We start from the raw sequence: 23,546 nt of genomic DNA on the forward strand, positions 1-23,546 counted from the left end.
TCAATCCCCCTTAAAAACATCATTGATCTAACGTTTCAAGAAGTCGGCGTGAAGCCACAGCATCTTTGGCTTCCAACTGCTTTGACCAGCGCTCCAACAAAGGGCGCTCCAGCTTACCTTCACGGTATTCATCAGGATTCATGATGGGAATACCTTGAACGATCGGATAAAGTCGGTTGCACGATTCACAGGTAAAAAACCCTTCGAGAACTTCTCGATCTAGGGATTGAGTGACAACGGTGAGTTTCAAATCACTCTTATCAAAAGGGCAACAAAGGATTTCTATCGTTTCAGTTTTCATGTTCTTTTACTTTTTGATTGAAAATTCGAGCAGCTTCTGACGGAGAGTCGCTACTCATGATTCCAGAAACAACGGCAATTCCGTCGTATGGCAGGGTTTGAAGTTGAGGAAGTGTCTCTGGTGTAATCCCTCCTGCCAAGAAGATCAATCCAGAAAACCTTTCGCGCGCACGATGCACGGAGGCGTGATCTACCCATTCACAACTGTTGGAAGTGGAAGATGGGAACATGGAACAAAAGGAGATGTAATCAATGGAGTTCTCCTCGGCACGATCAATCACCTCCATTTCATTTGTACATGTGATACCCACAAGTACACCTTCTGGACACGCGTAATCTGTTGGCCATTCATCAAAGTGAATTCCCGAAACACTCGGACAATCTTCCACCCATTCGGGATGGTTATTGATAAACAGTGGCACGTCGAAGGTTCCACATAGCTTGCCGACTTTTTCGATCAATGCCAAAGGATTCTCAACCTGATCCCAATGGTCCCATAATTGGACCGCACAGACACCTTCCTCCAACACACTATTCAGTGCAGAAATAAGTTCAATTTCACTTTTTGAGGGATCTACCACCAGATAGAGTCCGCCCTTCATTCTCCGTCTATTCATCTCCACCCGTTTTTTAGCGCATGGCCAAATGCCTCCCAATAAGGATCCCGATCTTGGTACTCCAACTCTCCACTTTCATCGCCATTGGTCCATTGAAGGCCATGTGTTTGCTCTTTCAGCACTCCGACCATAGACGCTGAAATTCCAGCATTCTTGAGTCGTTGGATGACCGAATCACTGGTGCCAGCAGCGCAAGCAATAATCATAGATCCCGCACCTACGCATCGGAATGGATTCAATGAAAAGAGTCGACATATCGCCTCTTGCGCCTCTTCTAATGGCAAGCTTTCAAGATTGATTTGCAATCCGCATGAAGAAGCTGTTGCCAATTCAATGAGCGCACCGATCACTCCTCCTTCTGTTACATCGTGTAGGGCCTTTACTTCGGGGTGCTCTCCCTGTTGACCGACTGCTATCAGAGCATCCTTCAACGAACTCGTCTGGAAAAACGCCGATGACGCTTCTCGCTGTATTTCAGTGCCGAGTTTTTGCACCACCGTTTCAGGAAAGCTCATAGCGAGAATGGAGGTAGAAGAAAGTGCTGCCGACTTCGTCACGATTAACTCATCGTTGGGCGACCCCATATTGGAGAGGCGGATTTTATCCAAATCACCAATAGAAGTAAGCGTTCCGCCACCAGCGATGGTAGAATTAACTCCCTCAAAAAAACCGGTATGCCCACCAGTGATAGCCAACCCGATCTCCGAACTGAACTTATGGATAAAACTCCAATATGTCTTAAAATCACTCTCGCTTAGATGAGCAGGAAGATTCAAGACAAACTGCCCAAACTGGGGAGCTAGACCACTGGTTGCCATATCATTGGCCATCAAGTGTACGCTCAACCAAGCCGACTCTTCCAGCCCCAAGGAGGGAATGTAGCTGAGAGGATCGCTTGTTTGAACCAAACCACGACCATTCCCTATATCCACGAGACTCACATCCACGCCAAAGGAAGGGCCTGTTCGAACAGCGGATGGAGTGGCGCCTGTTTGCGAACAGATGATATCTGTCAACTCAGAAGAGCCCAGTTTACCTGCTTCAAGCTTCATGACTCCACGTCATTAAAGCGAACATACAGGCCAAAGAAATCACCGATAGGCACATGCCATTGTTGAACAGGGAAGCGCTTTGGCAATCCCGTACAGGTCCATTGAATGCTGTAATCTCGTCCTTCCAAAGCCTCATCAATCACTGCGATGAGTGACTTTGGAGTGTAGAAATTTGCCGTTACATAAAACGGGTTCTTGCCGAACATTTGTTGTACCCTTCTACGGATGTACTTGGTCGTATTCCGGTTCATCATACCAAAGGCAATACCGTACTTGGCAACCCTTGCCGATTCGCGTATCACGGCTACAGGATCCTTGTAGTATTCAAAAGTGGTAATGAAGGCAAGGCTATCAAAAGTATGGTCTTTGAAAGGCATGTGGTGAGAATCGGCATTCACCAAGTCACCCGAAAATAGATGACGTGCTTGAGACAGCATTAGAGGTGAAATATCACCTCCTGTAGCATCAATACCAATCTCTTTCCACCAACGGCTAAAGCGCGTTGTTCCGCAACCAAATTCCAGCAGTTTCTGAACGCGAGGATCACTTTTCACCAGTTGCTCCATCACGCGCTTCTGCCAAATTTCAGCACGCTTGTACCTACCCTCATACCATTGTTCGTAGGTATCGGTATGATCTCGATTGAAGAACCACTCCTCCCGGCCTTGCCAGGTTCTCAGTTCTGAAGGAAGAATTTCGAATTTGTTGTCCATCGAAGTGTCATGTGTTTTTCGTGATATCTGGATAGAAAAACACCAACGACGGCTAGCGTCGTGACAAACAACCATATGTGTGTACAATAGAGCATCCCTACGTTGGCATTATCCAAATCAGGTTGTACGGGTATGATCTCAGTCTATGCCTCTTTGGCATTGACACCCCGTGCAGGGGCAAAGGTAGGGAATGGTTTTTCGAAAACTCAGTCTCGATTCAAAACATCTTTACGCACCAAGAGAATTGTCTCATACTCTGAATAATCCAAGACCACTTCGTAATTTGAGGGAACATTTCCCATGATATCCTGGGGGCGTGCTAACACCAGTTCTTTGGTAAAAGAAATATCCTCCTTCCAATCGATGCTGATAGGGTAAGATCTGGAATGAACGTAGTAATTGACATTCGAGCGATAAAGCGCGGGTTTCTCGATTTCAATCTCTCGCTGGGCAATTGAGGCTATTTGACCTGCTCGAGTCATAATCTCCTCCATTTTTGCACTGTATCGCCAGTCTCTAGCATGTGAGAAATTTGAAAATAAACCAAAGTTCAACGCCCATACCAGCCCCATTGCCATCAATAAATACTGGAAGAATTTTCTCCATTTTCCAGCTTCACCTTCTAGCGCGACTCCAATGGAAAATGCCCAAAGAGAAATCAGCGGGACGTAGATAATTCCCGTACGAGTGCGCGGGAGTAGCGCATCGAAAAGCTCGTGCTCCAATACCCAGCCCAAAAGCGAAACGAACAGGAGCAGTGAACTCACGACAAATAGCGGATGAAACAGCTTCGTGCTCAGCACTCGCAAAACGCCCACCAATACAAACAAAAGCAAGGGAATTAAAGTGAGGGGTTTCATGATAGGCACGGCCGTATCGGTATACAAGAAATTAGAAATCAAGTGATCACCGAAGCTGGCATAAGAATCCGTTCCAAAGAACAATTCACCGAGGGCTCGAAGCTCTAGTAATTCCATCACCGAAAAAGAAAGACAACTCAGGGCAATGATGAGTGAAACTCCAAAGCTCACCATTACTCTGGACGTAAAGCCCTTCTTCCATTTCACCACAAAACCCGCCAAAATCATTATCCACATGACAATAGAGACATTGAGAACAGCATTGTTCGAAAGCACAGCGAGTCCCGCACCAAGCGAGGCATACACGAGATGAACCTCCCCATTCTTCGAAAACGCCTTCATGATTTGAGCAATGGCAAATGCTGAAAAGGCCATGCTGAGTCCATATCCTCTCGCCAAGGCAAAAAACTCTAGAGGAAACGGAAGGGCGAGTAAAAGAATTGCTCCTGTGAAGTAGAGCCAATTGGTCTTTGCGTAGCGAACAATTTGAGAAACCGACCATGCATACAAGAAAAACGACAACACATTGGGCAGTCGCAAGGCAAAAGCACTGCTGCCAAACACCGATTGCGACAGCTTCATTAGCTGTGTATTCAGAAAGTGATTGTTGGCAATGTTCATTTCCTCTCCCCAGAGTCCAACTACATAGTTGTACGACATCGCTTCGTCTATCGTAAACGAAAGCCAAGCACTTCTCAAAACGACATAGAGTCCGAAAAGAGAAGCTAGTAAACCATACAGAGATTGCTTAGTCAAGGCAGCGCTATTTTTACCAACGAAGATAAGTCGCTTACCAGATAAAGTCTGCATCCTAGAAATTGAGTGCCTCCTCATTGACAACTAGCTCGTCCTAACGCGCGTCCAACAATAGGGGGATTCACTCTATACTCAACACCATCAAGACCCTACAGATGCTCCAAAAATCAACTAAATACTGATGAAAACCACACATTAACCGTACAGCATCCAATGCTATGAGATTCTAGTTTTACTCCAAATCCTCAAGTGACTTTATGCCCCTCTCGACATCTAAAACTTTATAAGGAGATATCTAATCTTTCTGTGGCACTCTGGGGTGTAGGTTGAACTTGAAATGCGAATTCACCTGTCACCTTTGATTGTATAGACATGAATCTTTCCGATTACACTGCCTGTCAAATGAACTCAAGAGACTTAAAACTAGTTACAAGACAAGTTGGACTCTCGTGTATCGCGTTTATCCTCTTTGCAGTCTATGTAGGCTATGCCGCTTTTCACGGTTTAATATATTGTTTCACATTCTACAACGTATCACTTAGCTTCTTCCTCTTTTCCGCCATCCCGTACTACGTATATCAATACAAGGCACGATCCACGAATACACTGCTCATACTATTACCCTTCCTCACATTTGGCCTGTTTGTCACCAGTTTGTCCCTTTACATGGGCGGGGCATTTCTATTCACAGCTGGAATCATTGGCTACCATTGCTTGGGGATGTCGCCCGAAAATCTCGCTCAACACAACCTCAACCACCCGTTCCGGTTCATGATCAACAGCCGAAAGCGATCACCTCGATCTTTAATCCTCTGTCTGTTCGCTCTATATGCTTCGCTATGCGCGGTTGTATTGTTCTTGGTGTAAAGGGTGGAGACTGGGAGTGCAAGAGTTTTAACTCTTGCATTCCGTAAAACTTGACTTTTTTATAACTGCGTCGTTTTTAGGGCAGTTTACTGATATGCTATTAATTAAACTTTATTCTCATGAAGAGATTACTTTCTCTAACAGGAGTATGCACACTCTTAACTATCAGCGCACAAGCTACAGTTCCAGAGTATCTAGATGTTAGAAAATCTGGAGGCGGACCTGAAGGCTATGACAAAGTTCGCCAGGATTGGACTGGCGAAAACAGAGGTAAACTAACGTGTTATAACGAAGGAACATCTAGTTGTCATTGGCGTGAATTTATTGGAGCGCAAGGCTATCCAATAGACATTGATTTCATATCTACTCAAATTCTTAATGAATATGAAAATGGTAACTCAAACAGAATAGGCACAATTGTCGTCGGAGATGCGATTGTACATTACTGGATTCTAGAAAGTTTAGGAAACGGTGACGGGACTATTCGTTTCAGATTGAAGGATTAAGAGAACTACCAAAGCATAAATACCATGAAGAATGTATTCTCAATTTTAGCATTGTTTCTATGTGTGAATCTTTTTGGAACAGTGCCAGAGTATCTGGATGTAACACGCAGAAATGCGGGACCAAATGGCTACGACAAAGTCGACCAAAAGTGGACTGACAGAGAAGGAAGTAAAGGTGAGTTGAAGTGTATCAACGAAGGATCTGCGAAATGTGCCTGGCAAGAAAGCGGTGTTGGTGAATATCCAATTGACCTTGATTTATACACTGAATTAATTCTCACCGAATACGAAAATAATGAGAACGATGGTTCCGGAACTATCAACGTAAACGGGGAGATATTTTCATTTACAGTTATAGAGTCACTTGGAGAAGGAGACGGAACTGTCCGTTACTATTTCCACAATTTGTAGAACGCTAACTTAATTATCATGAAAAAAGTATTCATTTTTCTAGGACCCTTACTCTTTTCTTTTTCAATTGCTTTCGCTGGCGAAGTACCCGACAGAGTTATTTACAAAAGATCTGGAGGCGGAGAAAACGGCTATAGTTCTGTTAAACAGAAGTGGCTTGACACGACAAGCGATGAAACAGTAGGTAGTCTTAAATGTACTGGCGAAGGTCTAATTCGTTGTATTTGGCAAACAAGTGGGGTTGGTTATCCTATTGACCTTGATACATACGCAGAAGAAATTTTGACTATGTACGACTCTGAAAGTGATGATGGTAGTGGTACGATAGTAGTTGGCTCTACCACCTTTACCTATCAGGTCATTGAAAATCTTGGAAAAGGTGATGGTACAGTCATATTCACTTTCCTTTAAGACTAAATTCAAAGCCTGAACTTTACAATGTTAAAGTTCAGGCTTCTTTGTCTTCTATAATTATGAATAGACTTCTACCCTTATTATTGTTCACTGCAATAAGTTCACAAATACTTTATAGTCAACTCCCTTCTCCAATTGAATTTGGATATGACTATTCTTCCTCATTTAGCTCTTCTGAAAGTGATTCACCCCTTTTCTTCTTTTACAATGACAGATACGATGTTGTTCACGTGTACTCGAAGGAGTTTGAAGAGCTTGTGAAATTGGAGGTGACTTGTTGGTCTCACGCTACTGATCCTGTTAAATCTGGAGACAACTGGATTGGATTTGGCTCAAGCAGAGAGGGACTTATTATTTACAAATACAACTCCGACGGAAGCCTACAGGACACCCTCTTGCTTGGGGGGAAATGTGACTATGCAAGTCTCAACGAAGATGAACTGATAATTGTTCAAGACTATCCGTACTTGTTAAGCGAGACGGTCATGATGGAGAACGCAACAATTCGCCATATTGACTTAGCAACTTTTGAAGAATCATCTGTTAGCACGGTTGAAAAATCTTACTCCAATTTATCTGGAGGACTATGGACAACTAATGTTAGTTTTTCAAGAGGAGTTGTTGCTATCATTGACCCTCTCGCTTCAATGGTTCATTTGAATAGCAAAAGTTCAAATATCAGTTGGTCAATCCCCACCAATGGCGAAGGCTGGAGTGATAAGATGAAAGACCTCGGGATCAATGTTGATAGTATCATTAAAACAGGAGGAATAAAGTGGGTACTTGGCTCTATGATGTCAGAATGGCAAACGATGGACCGGGAGCACATAGAAAATGTCTTTTTTGATGAATCCATGGTTGTAGTTCTCAAAACCAAAGACTTTCAGTCAGAATTGATGTACTTCACACAGGATGGTCAACTTATCAAACAATACCACCTCGATAAAGAGGCAACACGTCCATACTTGGGACAACGAGTAATCGTTCAGGACGGACGTTTTAACACGATTCGAATTGATGAATTGGGTGATTCTATTTTTTATTCGATTGTTGAATCATCTACTCCGTTGAGTCAAGACACCCTTCAAGTATGTATTACAGATTTTATGATATGTGAATCATGTATTGACGATCAGTATACTGGGCTCTTGTTAATTCCGAATCAAGATGCAATTCATAACAAGATTGAAAGAGCACGCCTTCAAAGGAAATATCCACTTGCTACTATTCTCACCGTCAATACAAACGATGTAACAGAGTTTTCAACGAATAGAATCCTCACACTTACAGGAATTGAAGTTAAATCTCTGTTCAGTCAAATTGAGGCAGAATGAATTGCTGTACAGGTTTACTCTATTCATCAGACTATGAACTCATTCCGTCTAGTACTTGATGCGGATGAGTGTTGCTGTATTCAATTTGCCATTCAATAGACTTTGCATTTACTTCAACCAATGTCTTGAAGAGGTAGGCATCATGAACGTCTTACCTGTAAGTTCAATTGAACCTTTCGATGTAACTGTTTTATGCTATAGTGCTTCACAAACTTGCCATCCTGTCTACCAACTCTACAGAAACTCGTCGAGAATTCTGCCTCCCCTATCTAAACTTATTTGAAACTGAGTATTCTGAATTGATTATAGCTGAGAAAACACCCATTCTATTAAGTGTAATTGCCTTGCTCATTTCGATTTTCATTTCCCGCCGTTTTAGGAACAAGTATGTTCTTGTGGTATTCAATGGAGACTTAAGCCTTACTATATGATCTCCTATTTTTCTATGGACTTTTCGAAGTAATTCAATTGGAATTCGCATCTCTGCCCTGGTGGCAATGCTTGTTATATTTTGTACGATGGCGGCTACGACATTCTGATAACCAAAGTCTATTCCAATCTTCAGGGCCTTCTTATATTGTTAATTAGCACGAACTATTTGCCCGGTATAATAAAGTACAGAAGCGTAATTCATCAAGCCATAAGCTACGCCTTCCCTATCGGATGGATGCAAACTCTCCAGTGCCTTCTCATGGTAATAGAGGCACTGTCAAACATTCCCTCTTGCGCTAGAACATTACCCTTACTTCCCAAAATCATGCTTGGAAAAAGCTCTTCAAAGTGAAATTTATGAGTGAGAACTAGAGCACTATTCAGATCGCACTCAGCAGAATCCAAAAGCCCCATATCATTAAAGCGAATACTAAGACCATACTCTGGTTTTGCCACCAACTTGAAGTCCTTTCCTTTCAAAGCCTAGTCACGAGATTCGCGCAAAGCTACAGCAGAGGCTTCAACATCTACACCTTCTAGCTCCGTACTCAAGTCATAGAACTTATTCGCATTAGGGTCTGCCATATCCTTTTGAGCCAACAGGCTTGTTTGAATAACAAGAAAAACAAGAGGTCAGACGTAGCAACATCTCACAAAGGTAGGACTAGCATGCAAACGTGAGAATTCTAAGGGAAATATTGATCTGAAAATACATTCACATCACCAGATATTGGTTTCATTGAAATCTCTAGCCCACTCCTATAATTCCGCTTATAGAAATGAATTCAATCTATCTGATAATCAGAATATAAATATGTTAAAAGACTAAAAGCATCCAACGTGTCCATTTCCGACTCCGTACTCTTTATAAACACTCAATAAGACACCCATTTCATCTATTGAATTACACAATCCTATTTGCGCTTTAATGTTGATCAAATTAGACATAAAAGTGTAGTGATAATTCTCCAAATCATGTAATTACTAATCCTTTCTATATATGAAACTATCATTCATCTCAACGGCGATTCTTGGAGTTTCGCTGAGTGTTTCAGCACAGAGCTGGAGCTCAATCAACACAACCACAGAGTTGTCAACTTACACAACTGCGGGTCCACCAATTGAGTTTTGGAGCGATTATGAGATCATTCCAGACGCAATTACCACCAACGGTGAGAGCTCCAACACACAATTCCCACAGGGGACTGTTTTTTCAGCCTATTCTCTAGGAAGAGGTGCCCGCTCTGATTATGAACCGCAAGACGACGGACTTTGGTTACTCGCGTTTGATCAAAACGGAGCGCTTCAGTTGTCCAAGAAAATTACCGTCCCAAACTCGGTCAATGTGCTAAATGAAAATCTAGGAGATGGTACTTGGCCAGACGCCCCGTTAAGTTACCTGACCATTTCCAGCTTACAATATGATTCAGGTGAAAATCGTGAACTCTTGATTTTTACAGGTAGTATACGGCGACCTCATTCCGAAAACTACACCAAAACAAAGTATGAAATCATGATAGTTGGGTCATACAATTTAGCAACCGATCAAGTTCAAATTGCATATGTAAATCAACCCTATACCTTCTACATGGGAGACATCCCATATCAAGGTCAGGTTTTTTCTAATGGGACTAGCGTTAGAGAAATACGCCACAATGTATACATGGCTCTAGGTCATACAGGGAATCTCACCAACTCAGCGGACTTAGCCGATCATCCCTTGGCGGTTGTTTTCCATGTAGACGGAAATGGAGCCATAAACATCTACAACACTCAAAGTTTCGAATACAAATTCAAACCCATTTCCGCCCGAAAATCAATGCAAGATGAAATGGTAGCCGCGGGAATTCATTACAATGATCAAGGCTATCAACTCTCTACGTCAGGAGCAACCACATACATAGCACCTGCATTAATTGCTTTTAAAGCCTATGAGAATTCTGGTGTTTGGAGTATTCAAATGGACCGTGGAGTAGTTACATATCTGCCCGAGTACAGCAGCACCAATCAACGATGGGGCAACGGATATTCATACATGGATCTGTTCATTGAAAATGGCAACATCTATTTGAGTTTCAGCGAGAGACTCACCCCAACCTATCTGCACCTCACCCTAGACCGGGGTACCGGGAACCCTGTTATTGGCAAATATGATCTCAGCCTGACCTCTTCAGTCCAGTTCACAAAAGTCCAAATGGAAGACCCATTCGGTTCTGAACTACGCGGTGGGGTTCATCGTCTTATCCCTCGAGAGGGAGAAGGTGAGTTTGATGTACTTATGGTTCTGGATGATGCTCGAGACAGATGGCAAAGACCCAACAATACTTCCGTTGGAATCATTCGAATAGAGAAAAGTAATTTAGATGTGAATGTAGGCCATGGTATTGTTAGTCTTTGGTCTATGGATCAAGCAGGAGCAACCTTGCGAGAGGTGAGCCATGTGACAGGACTGGAAATTGGAAACGACTTTGACTATTACCTGGCCGATGGATACAATAGAACAACCAGCTATGTTCGCAGTCATGTTTTTGGTATATGGAACGATGAATACGAATGTGAAGACTTTTCAGAGAATATCACCAGTCAACCGATTTCAGTAGATGACGATCACAAAGATTCATTTGGATTACTTAACAACCCACCATGCATTGTTCACACCGTTGATCAAGTAGACCTTAATTTTGATGCAGCACATTGCTCTGTTATTGATGTAGTTGAATCTCAAGACAAAACAGGTAACATCTCATTACCTATCCAGAGCAACCATAAATATGAGTTGCAAAAAATTGATCGCAATCTATTCCGCATTGAGGCGGGAGATTCTCAGGTAAAACTTGTAGCGTTAATATCCATAACCGGACAAGTCATATCAGCAAACCTTCCAAGCCGCGAATTAGACCTCAATGAACTTGCACCGGCAGTTTACATCCTGCACTTTGAAATTGATGGTCAACCTCAAACCGAACGGGTCATTGTAGAATAAACTCCATCCTATCATGATTAAAGGGCGCCTTGTAGGCGCCCTTTTACTTATATGCTATTGAGAACGCATAGCACTGAACCAAGCTTTTGATTGTATCAAATTAATTCAAATTCAAATAAAACATTGCCAGTACATGCAATCCGTCAGCACCTCTGTAGTAACGGAAGTGGTTTGATCAATTCGTGAACAACACCTTTGTTCCGTAATACCCGTCTGCAGGAATATTATCCGGTACAAGCTGAACAGCTGGAGCATCTGGGTTTTCCAAATTCAAAAGAATAAGTCTATCCCTATATGGCACAGGTGTGCCTTCTGGTAATTTAAGATGCACTGGAATGAGATAGCTATTGTTCCCAATGTACTCCACACTACCGTCTTTCAATGTGAACTGGTAGTTGTAATTAATCGAGGCAGCTTTTATGGCGTCATCAGACGATCCGAAAGCCTGATCATTCACTGCTTCTGGATAAAAATGATAAACACCTGGCTCGGAATTAGCTCCGTAGTACATACCTATTATCTCGTTCCAAGGACCATCACTCAATGGCCCATAATATCTGCCAGGCACCTTGAGAAGCGTGTCAAGTATCCCCAATTCCTGAGACTGCGTATCGAATGTGAATACATAAGCTTCGCCTGTACTTGCCTTATTAATGATCCCGTATAGCAAACTGCCTTCTCCCACCAGCAACCGGGTAGAAACAATGGCCTGAGGGTCCTTGAATATTTCAATACCTTCTACTTCATTAAAGTAGAAATAGGTTGGGTTACGGGATCCTTCGGGTTTGCTTGGATCATACTCGAACACCTGATTCTGAAGGGTAGGATCAGAGGGGCAATCCGCATTTATGGCCCCATAGATTTTTCCGTTGTTACCAAATACAAAATCCATTTTGAAGCAACCATTCAGGTACTTGTAAACAGCCACAGACGATTGAATGGATTGGGTAGCTGTATCAAAAGAGAATATTTCATACGTAGGCTCCCATCCCCTTGGATCATTTGGATCTGAGTTCAGGGTAATTCCATAAATCATTCCCTGATGTAGATATCGGGGCTCAGCCCACGAATCGGCTGGCGCTCCTTCCATACAGTATTTATGAAACTTCTTGCTAGACAAGTTGTACGTGTAGTAGTACATCTTTTTCGGATCCTCTGGATTAAGCGAACAATTATCCGCGGAACAACCTACCGTTCTATCCGTATTCACATCCAGATAGTCGTTGCCCATCCAACCGATGGTATGCTTGTCTAAATAAAAAGGAGGAGTCGTATACACTCCGTTCTGTTGACAGGAAGGAAGAATAGGCTGCAGAGGAGGCTCTGCATTCGCCAAGTTTTGCGAAAGGGTATGATTAGCGTTGATAAGATAGCTATCCATGCTGCAAGGGCCAACTGCTTGATGGAACACTGGTCCATACTCCACCATAGTATCCTTTACATTGTCAATCGTTATCACGTATTTCACAAAACCTCTGAGGTAATACGTATTATCTGGAGTTACTTCCAAGATGCCGGATTGAAGACCTGCATCATTGATCAGTTGCATGACTCTAGAATTGAGATTGGGAGTTGGATTCTGCGTACTGTAACAAATTCCCCTCTGAACGACATCGAAGGATGAAGAGCCATCTATTTCCAGATTACATGAAACCATAGCTGACATACAGTTGATTGGCTCCATCTCAACCTGACCGATGTCTACCACAGGCGCACCTGCGTACAAACACCTTACGGGTAAACCCCATTTCCGATTTACAGTTGAAAAGTTGACATAGGGTTGATATCCTACTATGCTTGCGCTTCCTTCTCCATCTGACGTCCAGAGATACGAATATCTGTGACGAAGATATCCTCTAGGCCCATCTGCAGCTCCAAAAGGCTGTAAACTAAATCCGGTTTCATCATTCGGCTCTCCATCCCCTGTGATGAGCCAGCCTTCCTCGCTCATAAATTTGAACATTGAAGTACTTGTGTAGGGCCCGGGACCGTATACATTCAGATAGTCGTTCTTGGATGGCAACTTCCATCCCACTGGAACCAACCCCCGAGAATCACGAACCGCATAGTCGTTATAGTAATACACATCTTCAATGAATCCTGGAGGAATTGTAATATAAACTGCCGGCAACTGGCTATCGCCTAGCGCTTGAAATTCAGTAAGTGATGACGCTATGTTGATAGGATCCCCGTTCCTGAAGTGTTTGGTTTTAAGAATGTTTTGTGACCAGGTTACACCATTGATTTCCATCGGTACCAACCTTTGCGGATAGGATACGTTTTTTATACATCGAACTGGCATCCCCACAAAGGAATAGTCTGATGGTGGATATTGTTCATATCCTCTCAGGCTGAAACTGATGCAATATCCCCCACTCAACCATAACTTGCTGTAATATCCTATCTGGTTTAACCTCCCCTTGTAAGCAATTACACCGGTAGGATAAGCATTGAAACCCGAAGCATCGCTCGGTACTCCGTACTTGTCTGTATTGTACCACCCCTTATTACTACAAAGCTTCTGCACGGTCTGCGAGAAAGTTCCCGGACCCTGATTCACCATCAAAGAATAGTAGTCCTCCACGGTAGGAATCCGGAACCCCTCTGGCGCCAATCCACGGGGATCGTTTATAGCTTGGACATTGTAATAAATTATCGTTGTTCCGGTTATGGTATCATAATACTCAAAAGCCATGGGTTGATTGCTGGCACTCAGCCTGTGCCATTCGAGCAAAGAGGTGGCAAACTGTATCTCCGAGCCGTCATTGAACGTCCTGACCTGCAGGTTTTGTTCCGCCCACACCTGATTTCCAATTGTAACGGTGGGCACATTTGTTTGTCCTTGTGAAACAAGTGCATGAAGGAAGACTCCCCCCAGAAAGGCTAGTCTTCTTAAGTTAAAAATTGACATAATAGATTAGTAGGTTTTTGGAGTATCGAATATAGAACAAACCACCAAAACTAAAACCCTGATTTTCACGACTTAGCCAAGGGATTGTTTAGTGCAATTTCTTGAGTACATACGCATGAATGGCCAAACTGATCTATTGCGGATTATTCGTTCCCAGGCTTCTTGAGCACTCCCCTCACTCCCCCCAATCTCCCCTATCTAAACTTCTATACTGAATGGCTTCTCCTAAGTGAGCCAGACTAACGTCCACGGCTTGATCTAGATCGGCAATGGTGCGAGCAACTTTGAGAATGCGGTCGTAAGCTCGGGCGGAAAGCGACATTCTTTCCATGGCTACCTCTAGCATTTGTCGACCTTCTGCATTGAGCTTGCACACGGAGCGAAGTTGCTTGCTGCCCATTTGTGCATTGTTGTGTACGTGAGAGGTTTCGGCAAATCGCTCGAGTTGAATTCTCCGCGCTTGAAGCACCCGCTGACGAATGGCTTCACTTGACTCAGCTGGGTCGTCTTTAGAGATTTCTTCAAACTTCACAGGGGTGACTTCAACGTGCAAGTCGATGCGATCTAGAAGTGGACCAGATATCTTGTTCAAGTATCGGTCTACAGCACCTGGCGGACACGTACACTGACGGGTGGGGTGGTTGTGATAGCCACAGGGACAGGGTTGCGTGCGGTTTCTGTGAAATCACACTTACCGTTACAAAACCTATGCCTAAGGGTTATCCAGAGGAGGTAAAAACCATTGGTGACAAGATTAGGAGGGCAAGAAGGGATGCAGGCATCTCTCAGGTGAAGCTACTCAAAAGACTGGAGGGGAGGTGAAGACGTTGCGACTATAGAGTAGGTAAGAGCATTTCGAATTCATGTTATCCTTATAACCATCTTCACGCCAAGTCGAATCCGAATTGTGTTGACAGGTCACAAGTTCAAAATATTCTCTAAGATAGCGAGTGTTGTTGAAAGCGTTGTATTTCCTAATTCAACATGTTATTCTTAATCAAGAGACTAGCCTCGAGTCAATATCGAAAAATCTCGTCTAGTGAGTTCTTAGATTCTGGAGCAATTAGTTCATGCGATTATTTAAGAAGATCAGAAAGAGTTGCTAGCAGTTTCTACGAAATCGTATTCTATGCTTTGCACTAAAACTGGACATTCCCATCTGATCGAATTTGAAATAGAATGCTATTCGCATGAAATATTATGCAATCTACAAAGATGAAATGCTGGACTTCGAAATACATCAACAGAGCTAGAGAATCACTAAATTCGCTCAGCTCCCTAATTAATTCACCACTTATTGATATCAAATGCTTGTGACCTTAAACATTGAAGTTATAGTGGCAGCAAAGAATCGACGACAATACTACGGAGTAAAATTACGCATAAATGAAATTTGATTACAACCCTAGAATATTAGAGCAACTCGGCACAGAATTAATCACCTCCGATGAGGTTGCATTCACAGAATTGCTGAAAAACTCCTATGACGCCAGGGCCAAGAACGTAAACGTTCACTTTTTAGATAGTATAAAGAAAATCGCGTCATCTAGACTGCTCGTGCCTGTGAATGGTAACCTTCTTTCCGAACTGGAGAAAACTGTAGGTGAGAACCGTTTAATTATTATCGAAGATGATGGCACTGGAATGACCAAGAAGACACTGCAAAATGGATTCTTTACTGTTGGTTCTGATCTGAAAAAAACTATCAAAGTAGCAGAAGCTCAAATCAGTCGAGAGGATAAAATAACCCTCGGCGATAAAGGATTAGGAAGACTTGCGTCACAAAGGTTAGGACCTCTATTAATTGTTGAAACAGCTAGTAAGGATGAGCGAAAGATCAACTACGTTGAACTTGAATGGGCAAATTTCTTTAACGATTTAGACATGGATGCCCCTGAGAAAGAATTCGATAAAGTATCCAGTCAATCCTATACCCGGTTATGGTTTGTAGAAAACCAAGGTTTTGACAGGTTCATTGAGGACAAAAGGCCCATCCAACTAAATCTAGAGCTATACCCCAATCGAGAAGAAGAGGAAACCAAGATCGCATTACAAGAGGGGCTGCAATCATCGGTTAGTTTTTTATACTCACCGTTTGAAAAGATGGAAGAACCATTCAATGTGAACTTTTTCTTGAACGGTGAACCAGTTAAATCATCCTTCCACAATAAGAGTATCCAGATAGCCCAGACGATTCATCGGTTTCAATTACAAGAAAAGGATGGAAAAAACACATTAAGCGTCGAATTGGATTTGAAACCATGGTACGTAGAGTTGTTACATCTAAGGCTACTTGGTAAAAGCTTGTTCCAAAGAGGAAGAAAGAGCTCCAGCTTTTATGCAGGGCTTCTTGAAAAACATAAAGATAGGATATCACGGAATCTAAGAAAAGAATACAGCCTTAATGAGTTCATGCAAAAGGAAATGGATGGCAAGAAGTCCTTCTTCCAAGGTTCAGTTGAGAAAATCATGCCAATGAACGGAGAAGTTTATTCATTCCATAGAGAAGCATTCAGGCTAAACCTGTCTGTTGAAGGGGCAAAAAGACAAGGCATTATTAAGAAGGACGAAAACATTAAATCAATTAGAGATTTCTTGAATTACCACAATGGTATCAAACTATACCGGGACAAGTTTCGTATTGCCAACTTAGGCGATAAGGATAGCGATTGGTTAAACCTTCAACAGGCTCGAACTAGAGGGCAACAGTTCTTCCGCTTTGAATTAGGAAATGTGATAGGTTATGTCAAAATCAACGATTTCTATCAACAATACATTAAAGAGATAAGCTCTCGCCAGGAACTCAAACAAAATCAGTACTCTTCGGCACTCAAATGGTTCTTGCAACGGGTGTTCAATCATGATTTCTACAACCTGAGTACTACAGCATACTATTTGATTAGGGATATTCTTTATGAAGAGGAACTGGTTCCTAAAAACTCTCCCAAAGAGCTTAAAGAGCAGGTTGATGAATCGGAGAAGTTATTGAAGCAAACTTTGGCCGATCTTGAAAAGTTCAAATCAGGATTTGAAACAATAAGCGGAAATATTGCCCTGGATTCGCCAGAAAAAATCAAGACAGTGCAAGAAGTAATTTCTGAGTTAAACCCTTCTAACGCGGGACTTTCAACCAGTCTTAGCAGTAGTATTTCCACATTAAAAGCTGCTAAGGACACGCTAGTCATCATTGAGGAGCGACAGAAGGAATCCTATAACAATTACAAATTAATGGCCAATGGTCTCATTACTGAGGTAATGACACACGAACTGCATTCAATACTACTTAATACAAAGTCCGGGACTGATTATTCATCAAATGTGGAGGCATTAAAATCTTACCTCTTAGAAATGAAAGAGGTTGGCATTTACAAAGACAACTTAAAACCGGTATCAGAAAGACTTGATTTTCTTCATACAAGAATTGAAGAGCTTGACCTCTTTTACAATTTCTTGGAGAAGACTTTCATCAAACAAGGTACCGCAAATGAATTTGTACATGAGAATATTCTCGAATTCACGTCAGATTTCCATACTAGGTTCAGCAAACGGTTGAAGAAATTAAAAACTAAGCTCGAATTCAAAGGACCTAACGATTACATTTGGTTTGTGCCAAAAGGAAGCTTGACACATGTGTTCTATAATCTTATAGACAACTCGCTATATTGGATTGGCCAGAGACAGCAAAAAAGTGCCTACGATGAAACATTCAAAAGAGCTGATCAAGATACCATCACAATTGAGAAAACAGATGAATTCACACTGCATTATTATGATTCTGGAACAGGAATTTCTAGCGAAATGCAAGATGTGTTGTTCCATCCATTCCAATCCGGCAAAAAAGAAGGAAGAGGAATGGGAATGTATATAGTCAAAAAACTCCTTGAATCATTTGGTGGTAGTATTTCTCTTCTACCGGAAGAAAATGAATATGGAAACAAGTACATTTTTTCTATAACCATCGGAGACAAATTGAATGAATAAGTTCCAACAACTCATAGAAACCCTTCAAACAGAACTTATCATTCTTATTGATGATGATTTCACCCCTGTTAAGAACGCACAGGAGATTCTGACTTATATCTGCTTCATGCATCCGGTTGACCGTCAACTCATGCTGAATCGCCTAAAAACATTGGACCATTCCTTGATTGCGTCAATTATGACACTTATCGATGGTGTTGAAAAAATCACTTTAGGAGATGATGACATAGCATATATTCAAGCTGGATTATTGGCTGAATTATTGAATCAAAAGAATGAAGATGTACTACTCGATCAAGCCAATCGATTAATTGACTCTATCACTAAATCAATACATAAAGATGATATTGATGATCTGGTAATGATGTACGGCTTGCGACCTACTGCGGGAACTGAAAATTACAATGGCTTCTTTGAAGGTTTGGAAGCCTTCAATCCTAAAAAATCGATTAGGTTATATAAGGGTCTAGAAGGAGCTGAGTTTACCAGCTTTGAACAAGAGATTAAAAATGTGAATCAGGCCAGGAACAGTAAATTCCCGTTACTGATAGTTGATCGTTACTTGGCAAATGCTCAAGATGGTAATCAGATCATTCAAAATTTACGTGACAGCCCAAATGGTATTGACAGGTTCTTTAGTGTTTTGTACACATCACAAGACGCCGAGCAAATTGAAACCTCTGATTTACAAAGCTATTTCCACATCCAACTTAGAAAGGATGATGATCAGGCATTAGAGAAAGTTTCAGAAGCTCTAGCGCTTTCCGCTTTTGCTACATTCTTTAATCAAATTTACAAGTTTCGTGTGGAGGCTCTTTCTTCCGCAAATGAATTGGTTATTGCTTCTGGGACACCTAATATGGTTTACTTGGCGGGGATGGCGCATGCGGAAGGAGATTCGGTTTTCAATGTATTCAACAAATGGTTCGATTTACTTTCTGGTAAAAAAGTTCAAGATGCCTTACTAACGGATGATCCTGATGGGTTTGATATGAACTTTATGATCAGCCTTACTTCACTCATCAACAAAGACTTCATTTCGACCATTAACGGAGAGGTTTTGAATGAACAGTTCCATCAAGAGATAGAGCAATTGGCAACTTATGAAATATTCGATCTTCAAGTCAATAGCTTCTGCTCACCACCAGCATCTGGTGATGTTTTCGAAATTGATGGCCAGTTATATATGCTTGCCGGACAGGAATGTGATTTAATTGTCCGTTCAAATGGAGCAGCTGTCAGCAGAAACGAGAAACTCGCTGAGTTGGTCAAATGTTCATTCAAGCAATTAAATCAAGACTTAAAAGTGGATTCTTCCCAGGCGAGCAGAGTTGCCGTAAACCATTTTGTGCATGGAGTAAATCACGGCATATTGGAAATTCAGCTTGGTGAGAAAGACTTCTTTGATTTCAGGTTACTTGATTTGTGCTGCTTGAATGAAGATGGTGAAGCCCGGTTTTCACAAGATAGTTTTCCAGACCAGAAGGTATTGCATTTGTTACCTGTGAAATGGACCAACTATGTACTTGCTTTGAAATCTGAGTTAGAGAATAAATTAAAAGTTCAACGCTATATTTCAGATGAAGGTATTACTCCTACTTCTATCACCGGTGACTTCAGTTTTAATATTCAGTTTGAGGAAAATGAAGGGAAAATATCCTTTCCAATCAGGAGGGTCGCCAGGCTCAAAGGGCAATTCCGTGAATATGTTATGCAACGGTACTGGCAGTATAAGACCAGAAAAGGATTAAATACAATTGGTCTTTATCAAAGAAACCTAGTTCAGGTGCAGAGTATTCAAGCAGGTTTCCCTTATGACCTTCAGGAATTGGAAGGTAATCATCACGCATGGGTGCAATTGACAGGGGACAGAGCTAAAAATAGTAATAAAACTTCCCTAGATCTAATAATTATGAAGAAGGACTTATTGGATTCTGTCGGACATGTATTCAAACCATTACTTGAGAAGATCGAAAAAACTGAAATAGTAATAACTCCCAAGGATGGATTTCTGCAAGAAAAAATTAAGATCACAAGAACATGGAATCGGGATAATGTTTCATTGAAAATATTCTTTCCTCTTCTTAATGAATATTCGGATTATTCCATTGCAATGAGCGATAGTTTTATTCTCCATGATCTATTTGGTAAAGATTTTATAAAGTCTCACCCCACAGTAAAAAAGGCAATTCTCGTTAATGCTGATATGCAAAAGCCATTAATGGGCGAAGGAGGTTTAGTACATCGTTTTACATTGAATGAACTTATAGAATCTGAGATACATCTACCTGAGGAAAATATTAAACTTGGCTTTGACAAGAATAACGGAAAACTTTACAACGCTGGTCCAATAAAAAAGGAAGGTATTGATGAATAATAAAACTACTGAACATAGAAATTATAATATACTATCACTCTTCTCTGGTGGTGGATTTTTGGATATCGGTTTCATTAATCAAGGATTTCAAATATCTGAGGCGATTGAAATTAATCCGCACTTTATTGAAGCCTATAATTTTGGGATGCAATCCTATTTCAGCAAATCAGTCAATAAGTATGTAAAAAACGGGATTGTTATACATAATTCTATTCAACATCCTGTTGATGCTTCATGTAAAACAGTGCAAAAAAGACTGAAAAAGGAACACGGAGGAATTACTGGAATTATAGGAGGTCCTCCATGTCAAGATTACTCTGTAGGAGGAAAAAATGGGGGTATTGATGGTGAAAGAGGAAGATTGATTTACAGTTACCTTGACATTGTAAAAAAAATAAAACCAGGATTTTTGTTTTTTGAAAATGTAGAAGGGTTATACACCACAAAAAAACACCGAAAATCTTTTGATGAATTTGTAAAAGAAATTGAAAATGCCGGGTACTATGTTTGGCATGATCTCTTGAACGTTCTCGAATATGGTTACCCCCAAGACCGACCTAGAATAGCACTCGTAGCTTTTCAAAAAAAGATCATACAGAATCTTAAAAAAGCTGGCTTCACCGTCACATTTGATAATTATCAGTTGAAACATGCTCACAAGGATAATCTTATATTTCGCTGGCCTGAACCTGTATATAAATCCCCAAAAAAACTAGAATGGCCCAAAAGTTGGAAATTTGGAAACACCTTTAATAAATATCCATTAAATGGACACTCTAATCTTTGTGTAGAAAGTGCAATCGGAGATCTAACTGATGACTACCCAAATCAAAAAGAGTATTTCACGCCTAAATCCAAGCGATTTACCCAAATAGATGAAGGAGATACTAATAGAAAATCATTCAAGAGATTGCACAGGTTTAGGTACAGCCCTACTGTTGCCTATGGTAATAATGAGGTTCATTTACATCCTACAAAACCAAGAAGATTAACAGTACGCGAAGGATTAAGACTTCAGACAGTACCAGATGAATATGTACTTCCATCAGAAATGTCATTAACTTCAAAATTTAAACTCATAAGTAATGGAGTCCCAACTGCGAAGGCAGAGTTAATTGCCAAAGAAATCAGAAGAACGCTAGAACTACATGACATCATAATGCAGAAAGAATCCTAATTTATATTTCTAATTAAATTAAAAAAAGGTCCTTTATGGTCTCTGCCTATATTCCAATTCCTTTACTGTATTGCCTTTGCTTAATGCCTCGAACTCCTCATCACGGTGGAGTCGAAACATTCTATAATGTGTATGGATGGCCGACTCTGATAATTAGTGGACTTATTATCGTCCTTTTTGCAAGAAAGATTAATTAGCCTTGATTCATCAAACTTTCATTTTTTTACCTTTCCATAACCTCACTTCCCCCAATCCCCCCTATCCAAACTCCTGTACTGAATCGCTTCAGCGAGGTGACCTGGCGAGACGCCTTCGCTGCCCTCAAGGTCGGCAATGGTTCTGGCTACTTTCAATATGCGATCATAGGCACGAGCGGAAAGGTTGAGTCGTTCCATAGCGGATTCCAACATCTTTCTTCCTGTTGCGTCGATTTTGCAGACTGAGCGAAGTTGCTTGCTCCCCATTTGAGCGTTGTTATGGACGTGTGGCGTGTTTTGAAAGCGTTGAAGTTGAATGTCACGAGCTTTTAATACCCGGTTTCTTATCACGTTGCTGGCTTCGGCTGGGTCGTCTTTAGAGATTTCTTCAAACTTCACAGGGGTGACTTCAACGTGCAAGTCGATGCGATCTAGAAGTGGACCAGATATCTTGTTCAAGTACCGGTCTACGGCACCTGGCGGACACGTACACTGACGGGTGGGGTGGTTGTGGTAGCCACAGGGACAGGGATTCATACTGGCAAAGAGCATGAATGCCGCTGGGTAGGTAACGGCGTGACTAGCACGCGATATGGTGACTTCCCTATCTTCCATGGGTTGACGCATAACTTCTAGAACGGAGCGTTGAAATTCGGGAAGCTCGTCTAAGAAGAGTATTCCGTGATGCGCCAAACTGATTTCTCCGGGTTGTGGATAACTGCCCCCTCCTACTAAGGCTGCATTGGAAACGGAATGATGGGGCGAACGGAAAGGTCGATGGGCTACGAGGGCAGTATCTTGACTCAATAGTCCTGCAACGGAATGGATTTTTGTGGTTTCCAGAGCCTCTTCCATGGTCATGGGCGGAAGAATAGTCGCCATGCGTTTGGCCAACATGGACTTACCCGCACCCGGTGGCCCGATTAAAATGACATTGTGCCCACCGGCCGCTGCAATCTCCAATGCGCGCTTCACATTATCTTGACCTTTCACCTCGCTAAAGTCAACACCAGAAAGAGAGTAAGCACGCTCAAATGCCGATTTAGGATCGGTGACTATGAGTGGCAAGTGTTCATCGTCGTTGAAATGCCGAACCACTTGGGCAAGGTTGCTAGCCCCCAATACTTCAATCCCTTCAACAACAGCTGCTTCCTTGGCATTTTGAAGGGGAAGAATAATGGACTTAAACCCTTCCTTAACGGCTTGAAGCGCCATGGGAAGCGCGCCCGTAATAGGCATTAAACTTCCATCTAACGACAATTCTCCCATGATGATAGCAGACGCCAACCCTTCAGAATGCAACTGATCAGAGGCTGCCAGTATTCCCAAGGCAATAGGCAAGTCGTAGGCACTGCCCTCTTTCCGAATATCGGCGGGCGCCATGTTGACCGTAATTTGTTGTCGAGGCATTTTGAGTTGGGAATAAGCCAGCGCACCTCGAACGCGCTGCTGACTCTCCTTGACAGCGGAATCGGGCAATCCCACTAGAAAGAACTTAATCCCCGGATCTACACTTACCTCAACGGTAATGGTAGTCGCATCTACACCATGTATGGCGCTTGCATAAACTTTTACGAGCATGTCAAAATGTTTGGTGCTCGTAAAGTATAAAGGGAAATCTCGGCTAGGCGTTTGTAAACGTGTAAGTTCGGTTAGCG

At 41.9% G+C, this 23,546-nt stretch carries 17 protein-coding genes, 1 pseudogene and 1 riboswitch; of the genes and pseudogenes, 9 read left to right on the forward strand and 9 right to left on the reverse strand.

Annotated elements, in window-relative coordinates:
- Window positions 1-19 precede the first annotated feature (19 nt).
- The 5 genes from F8C82_RS09900 to F8C82_RS09920 all read right to left on the reverse strand — a co-directional run bounded on the left by F8C82_RS09900 (window position 20) and on the right by F8C82_RS09920 (window position 4,298).
- Window positions 20-301, reverse strand: a complete 282-nt coding sequence (locus F8C82_RS09900; RefSeq protein ID WP_151693429.1) for a Trm112 family protein — start codon at window positions 299-301, stop codon at window positions 20-22.
- A complete protein-coding gene (locus F8C82_RS09905) occupies window positions 291-917 on the reverse strand; it encodes a thiamine phosphate synthase (RefSeq protein WP_151693430.1) in 627 nt (208 codons plus the stop codon). Before F8C82_RS09905 ends, F8C82_RS09900 begins: the two co-directional genes overlap by 11 nt.
- On the reverse strand, window positions 914-1,969 hold the full coding sequence (locus tag F8C82_RS09910) for an AIR synthase-related protein (protein WP_151693431.1): 1,056 nt from the start codon (window positions 1,967-1,969) through the stop codon (window positions 914-916). The genes F8C82_RS09905 and F8C82_RS09910 overlap by 4 nt, the downstream gene beginning before the upstream one ends.
- Entirely contained in the window at window positions 1,966-2,682 is a 717-nt protein-coding gene (locus F8C82_RS09915) for a class I SAM-dependent methyltransferase (protein ID WP_151693432.1), read from the reverse strand. Before F8C82_RS09915 ends, F8C82_RS09910 begins: the two co-directional genes overlap by 4 nt.
- A gap of 77 nt (window positions 2,683-2,759) precedes the next feature.
- A riboswitch (TPP riboswitch) is annotated at window positions 2,760-2,862 on the reverse strand.
- A 26-nt stretch (window positions 2,863-2,888) separates the two neighbouring features.
- Window positions 2,889-4,298 (reverse strand): ArnT family glycosyltransferase, encoded by a 1,410-nt coding sequence (locus tag F8C82_RS09920; protein ID WP_170266217.1) that lies wholly within the window; start codon window positions 4,296-4,298, stop codon window positions 2,889-2,891.
- A gap of 402 nt (window positions 4,299-4,700) precedes the next feature.
- Here F8C82_RS09920 and F8C82_RS09925 point away from each other — a divergent pair, with 402 nt between their 5' ends.
- The 6 genes from F8C82_RS09925 (at window position 4,701) to F8C82_RS09950 (ending at window position 11,245) form a co-directional block, all read left to right on the forward strand.
- Window positions 4,701-5,165 (forward strand): hypothetical protein, encoded by a 465-nt coding sequence (locus tag F8C82_RS09925; protein ID WP_151693434.1) that lies wholly within the window; start codon window positions 4,701-4,703, stop codon window positions 5,163-5,165.
- A gap of 119 nt (window positions 5,166-5,284) precedes the next feature.
- A complete protein-coding gene (locus tag F8C82_RS09930) occupies window positions 5,285-5,671 on the forward strand; it encodes a hypothetical protein (RefSeq protein ID WP_151693435.1) in 387 nt (128 codons plus the stop codon).
- A 24-nt stretch (window positions 5,672-5,695) separates the two neighbouring features.
- The gene (locus F8C82_RS09935; protein ID WP_151693436.1) at window positions 5,696-6,082 is read left to right on the forward strand and encodes a hypothetical protein; all 387 of its coding nucleotides are present in this window, start codon (window positions 5,696-5,698) and stop codon (window positions 6,080-6,082) included.
- Window positions 6,083-6,100: 18 nt separating this feature from the next.
- Window positions 6,101-6,493: a hypothetical protein gene (locus F8C82_RS09940; protein WP_151693437.1), complete on the forward strand. Its 393-nt coding sequence runs from the start codon at window positions 6,101-6,103 to the stop codon at window positions 6,491-6,493.
- A gap of 62 nt (window positions 6,494-6,555) precedes the next feature.
- On the forward strand, window positions 6,556-7,830 hold the full coding sequence (locus tag F8C82_RS09945) for a hypothetical protein (protein ID WP_151693438.1): 1,275 nt from the start codon (window positions 6,556-6,558) through the stop codon (window positions 7,828-7,830).
- Between the two features lie 1,432 nt (window positions 7,831-9,262).
- The gene (locus F8C82_RS09950) at window positions 9,263-11,245 is read left to right on the forward strand and encodes a T9SS type A sorting domain-containing protein (RefSeq protein ID WP_151693439.1); all 1,983 of its coding nucleotides are present in this window, start codon (window positions 9,263-9,265) and stop codon (window positions 11,243-11,245) included.
- A 175-nt stretch (window positions 11,246-11,420) separates the two neighbouring features.
- On the opposite strand, the gene F8C82_RS09955 is transcribed toward F8C82_RS09950, so the two are convergent.
- From F8C82_RS09955 to F8C82_RS14995, 3 genes and pseudogenes are all read right to left on the reverse strand, one after another.
- Window positions 11,421-14,156, reverse strand: coding sequence for an FISUMP domain-containing protein (locus tag F8C82_RS09955; RefSeq protein WP_151693440.1), 2,736 nt, complete (start codon window positions 14,154-14,156; stop codon window positions 11,421-11,423).
- Window positions 14,157-14,331: 175 nt separating this feature from the next.
- Window positions 14,332-14,688, reverse strand: a complete 357-nt coding sequence (locus tag F8C82_RS09960) for a magnesium chelatase subunit ChlI family protein (protein ID WP_407675826.1) — start codon at window positions 14,686-14,688, stop codon at window positions 14,332-14,334.
- A pseudogene (locus tag F8C82_RS14995) lies at window positions 14,686-14,811 on the reverse strand (ATP-binding protein); the annotation flags it as partial. The gene F8C82_RS09960 and the pseudogene F8C82_RS14995, both read right to left, overlap by 3 nt.
- 731 nt (window positions 14,812-15,542) lie before the next feature.
- Here F8C82_RS14995 and F8C82_RS09965 point away from each other — a divergent pair.
- The 3 genes from F8C82_RS09965 to F8C82_RS09975 are packed head-to-tail and all read left to right on the forward strand — an operon-like array spanning window position 15,543 to window position 21,691.
- A complete protein-coding gene (locus F8C82_RS09965; protein WP_151693441.1) occupies window positions 15,543-18,137 on the forward strand; it encodes an ATP-binding protein in 2,595 nt (864 codons plus the stop codon).
- Window positions 18,130-20,514, forward strand: coding sequence for a hypothetical protein (locus F8C82_RS09970; RefSeq protein WP_151693442.1), 2,385 nt, complete (start codon window positions 18,130-18,132; stop codon window positions 20,512-20,514). Before F8C82_RS09965 ends, F8C82_RS09970 begins: the two co-directional genes overlap by 8 nt.
- On the forward strand, window positions 20,507-21,691 hold the full coding sequence (locus F8C82_RS09975; RefSeq protein WP_151693443.1) for a DNA cytosine methyltransferase: 1,185 nt from the start codon (window positions 20,507-20,509) through the stop codon (window positions 21,689-21,691). Before F8C82_RS09970 ends, F8C82_RS09975 begins: the two co-directional genes overlap by 8 nt.
- A 239-nt stretch (window positions 21,692-21,930) precedes the next feature.
- On the opposite strand, the gene F8C82_RS09980 is transcribed toward F8C82_RS09975, so the two are convergent.
- A complete protein-coding gene (locus F8C82_RS09980; protein ID WP_151693444.1) occupies window positions 21,931-23,469 on the reverse strand; it encodes a YifB family Mg chelatase-like AAA ATPase in 1,539 nt (512 codons plus the stop codon).
- Window positions 23,470-23,546 lie beyond the last annotated feature (77 nt).

This window comes from Phaeocystidibacter marisrubri, assembly GCF_008933165.1.
GTDB classification, from domain to species: Bacteria; Bacteroidota; Bacteroidia; order Flavobacteriales; family Schleiferiaceae; genus Phaeocystidibacter; species Phaeocystidibacter marisrubri.

Coding starts and splice junctions, on each gene's coding strand:
- F8C82_RS09900 (WP_151693429.1), bottom strand. CDS start 301: ATGAAAACTGAAACGATAGAAATCCTTTGTTGCCCTTTTGATAAGAGT.
- F8C82_RS09905 (WP_151693430.1), bottom strand. CDS start 917: ATGAATAGACGGAGAATGAAGGGCGGACTCTATCTGGTGGTAGATCCC.
- F8C82_RS09910 (WP_151693431.1), bottom strand. CDS start 1,969: ATGAAGCTTGAAGCAGGTAAACTGGGCTCTTCTGAGTTGACAGATATC.
- F8C82_RS09915 (WP_151693432.1), bottom strand. CDS start 2,682: ATGGACAACAAATTCGAAATTCTTCCTTCAGAACTGAGAACCTGGCAA.
- F8C82_RS09925 (WP_151693434.1), top strand. CDS start 4,701: ATGAACTCAAGAGACTTAAAACTAGTTACAAGACAAGTTGGACTCTCG.
- F8C82_RS09930 (WP_151693435.1), top strand. CDS start 5,285: ATGAAGAGATTACTTTCTCTAACAGGAGTATGCACACTCTTAACTATC.
- F8C82_RS09935 (WP_151693436.1), top strand. CDS start 5,696: ATGAAGAATGTATTCTCAATTTTAGCATTGTTTCTATGTGTGAATCTT.
- F8C82_RS09940 (WP_151693437.1), top strand. CDS start 6,101: ATGAAAAAAGTATTCATTTTTCTAGGACCCTTACTCTTTTCTTTTTCA.
- F8C82_RS09945 (WP_151693438.1), top strand. CDS start 6,556: ATGAATAGACTTCTACCCTTATTATTGTTCACTGCAATAAGTTCACAA.
- F8C82_RS09950 (WP_151693439.1), top strand. CDS start 9,263: ATGAAACTATCATTCATCTCAACGGCGATTCTTGGAGTTTCGCTGAGT.
- F8C82_RS09955 (WP_151693440.1), bottom strand. CDS start 14,156: ATGTCAATTTTTAACTTAAGAAGACTAGCCTTTCTGGGGGGAGTCTTC.
- F8C82_RS09965 (WP_151693441.1), top strand. CDS start 15,543: ATGAAATTTGATTACAACCCTAGAATATTAGAGCAACTCGGCACAGAA.
- F8C82_RS09970 (WP_151693442.1), top strand. CDS start 18,130: ATGAATAAGTTCCAACAACTCATAGAAACCCTTCAAACAGAACTTATC.
- F8C82_RS09975 (WP_151693443.1), top strand. CDS start 20,507: ATGAATAATAAAACTACTGAACATAGAAATTATAATATACTATCACTC.
- F8C82_RS09980 (WP_151693444.1), bottom strand. CDS start 23,469: ATGCTCGTAAAAGTTTATGCAAGCGCCATACATGGTGTAGATGCGACT.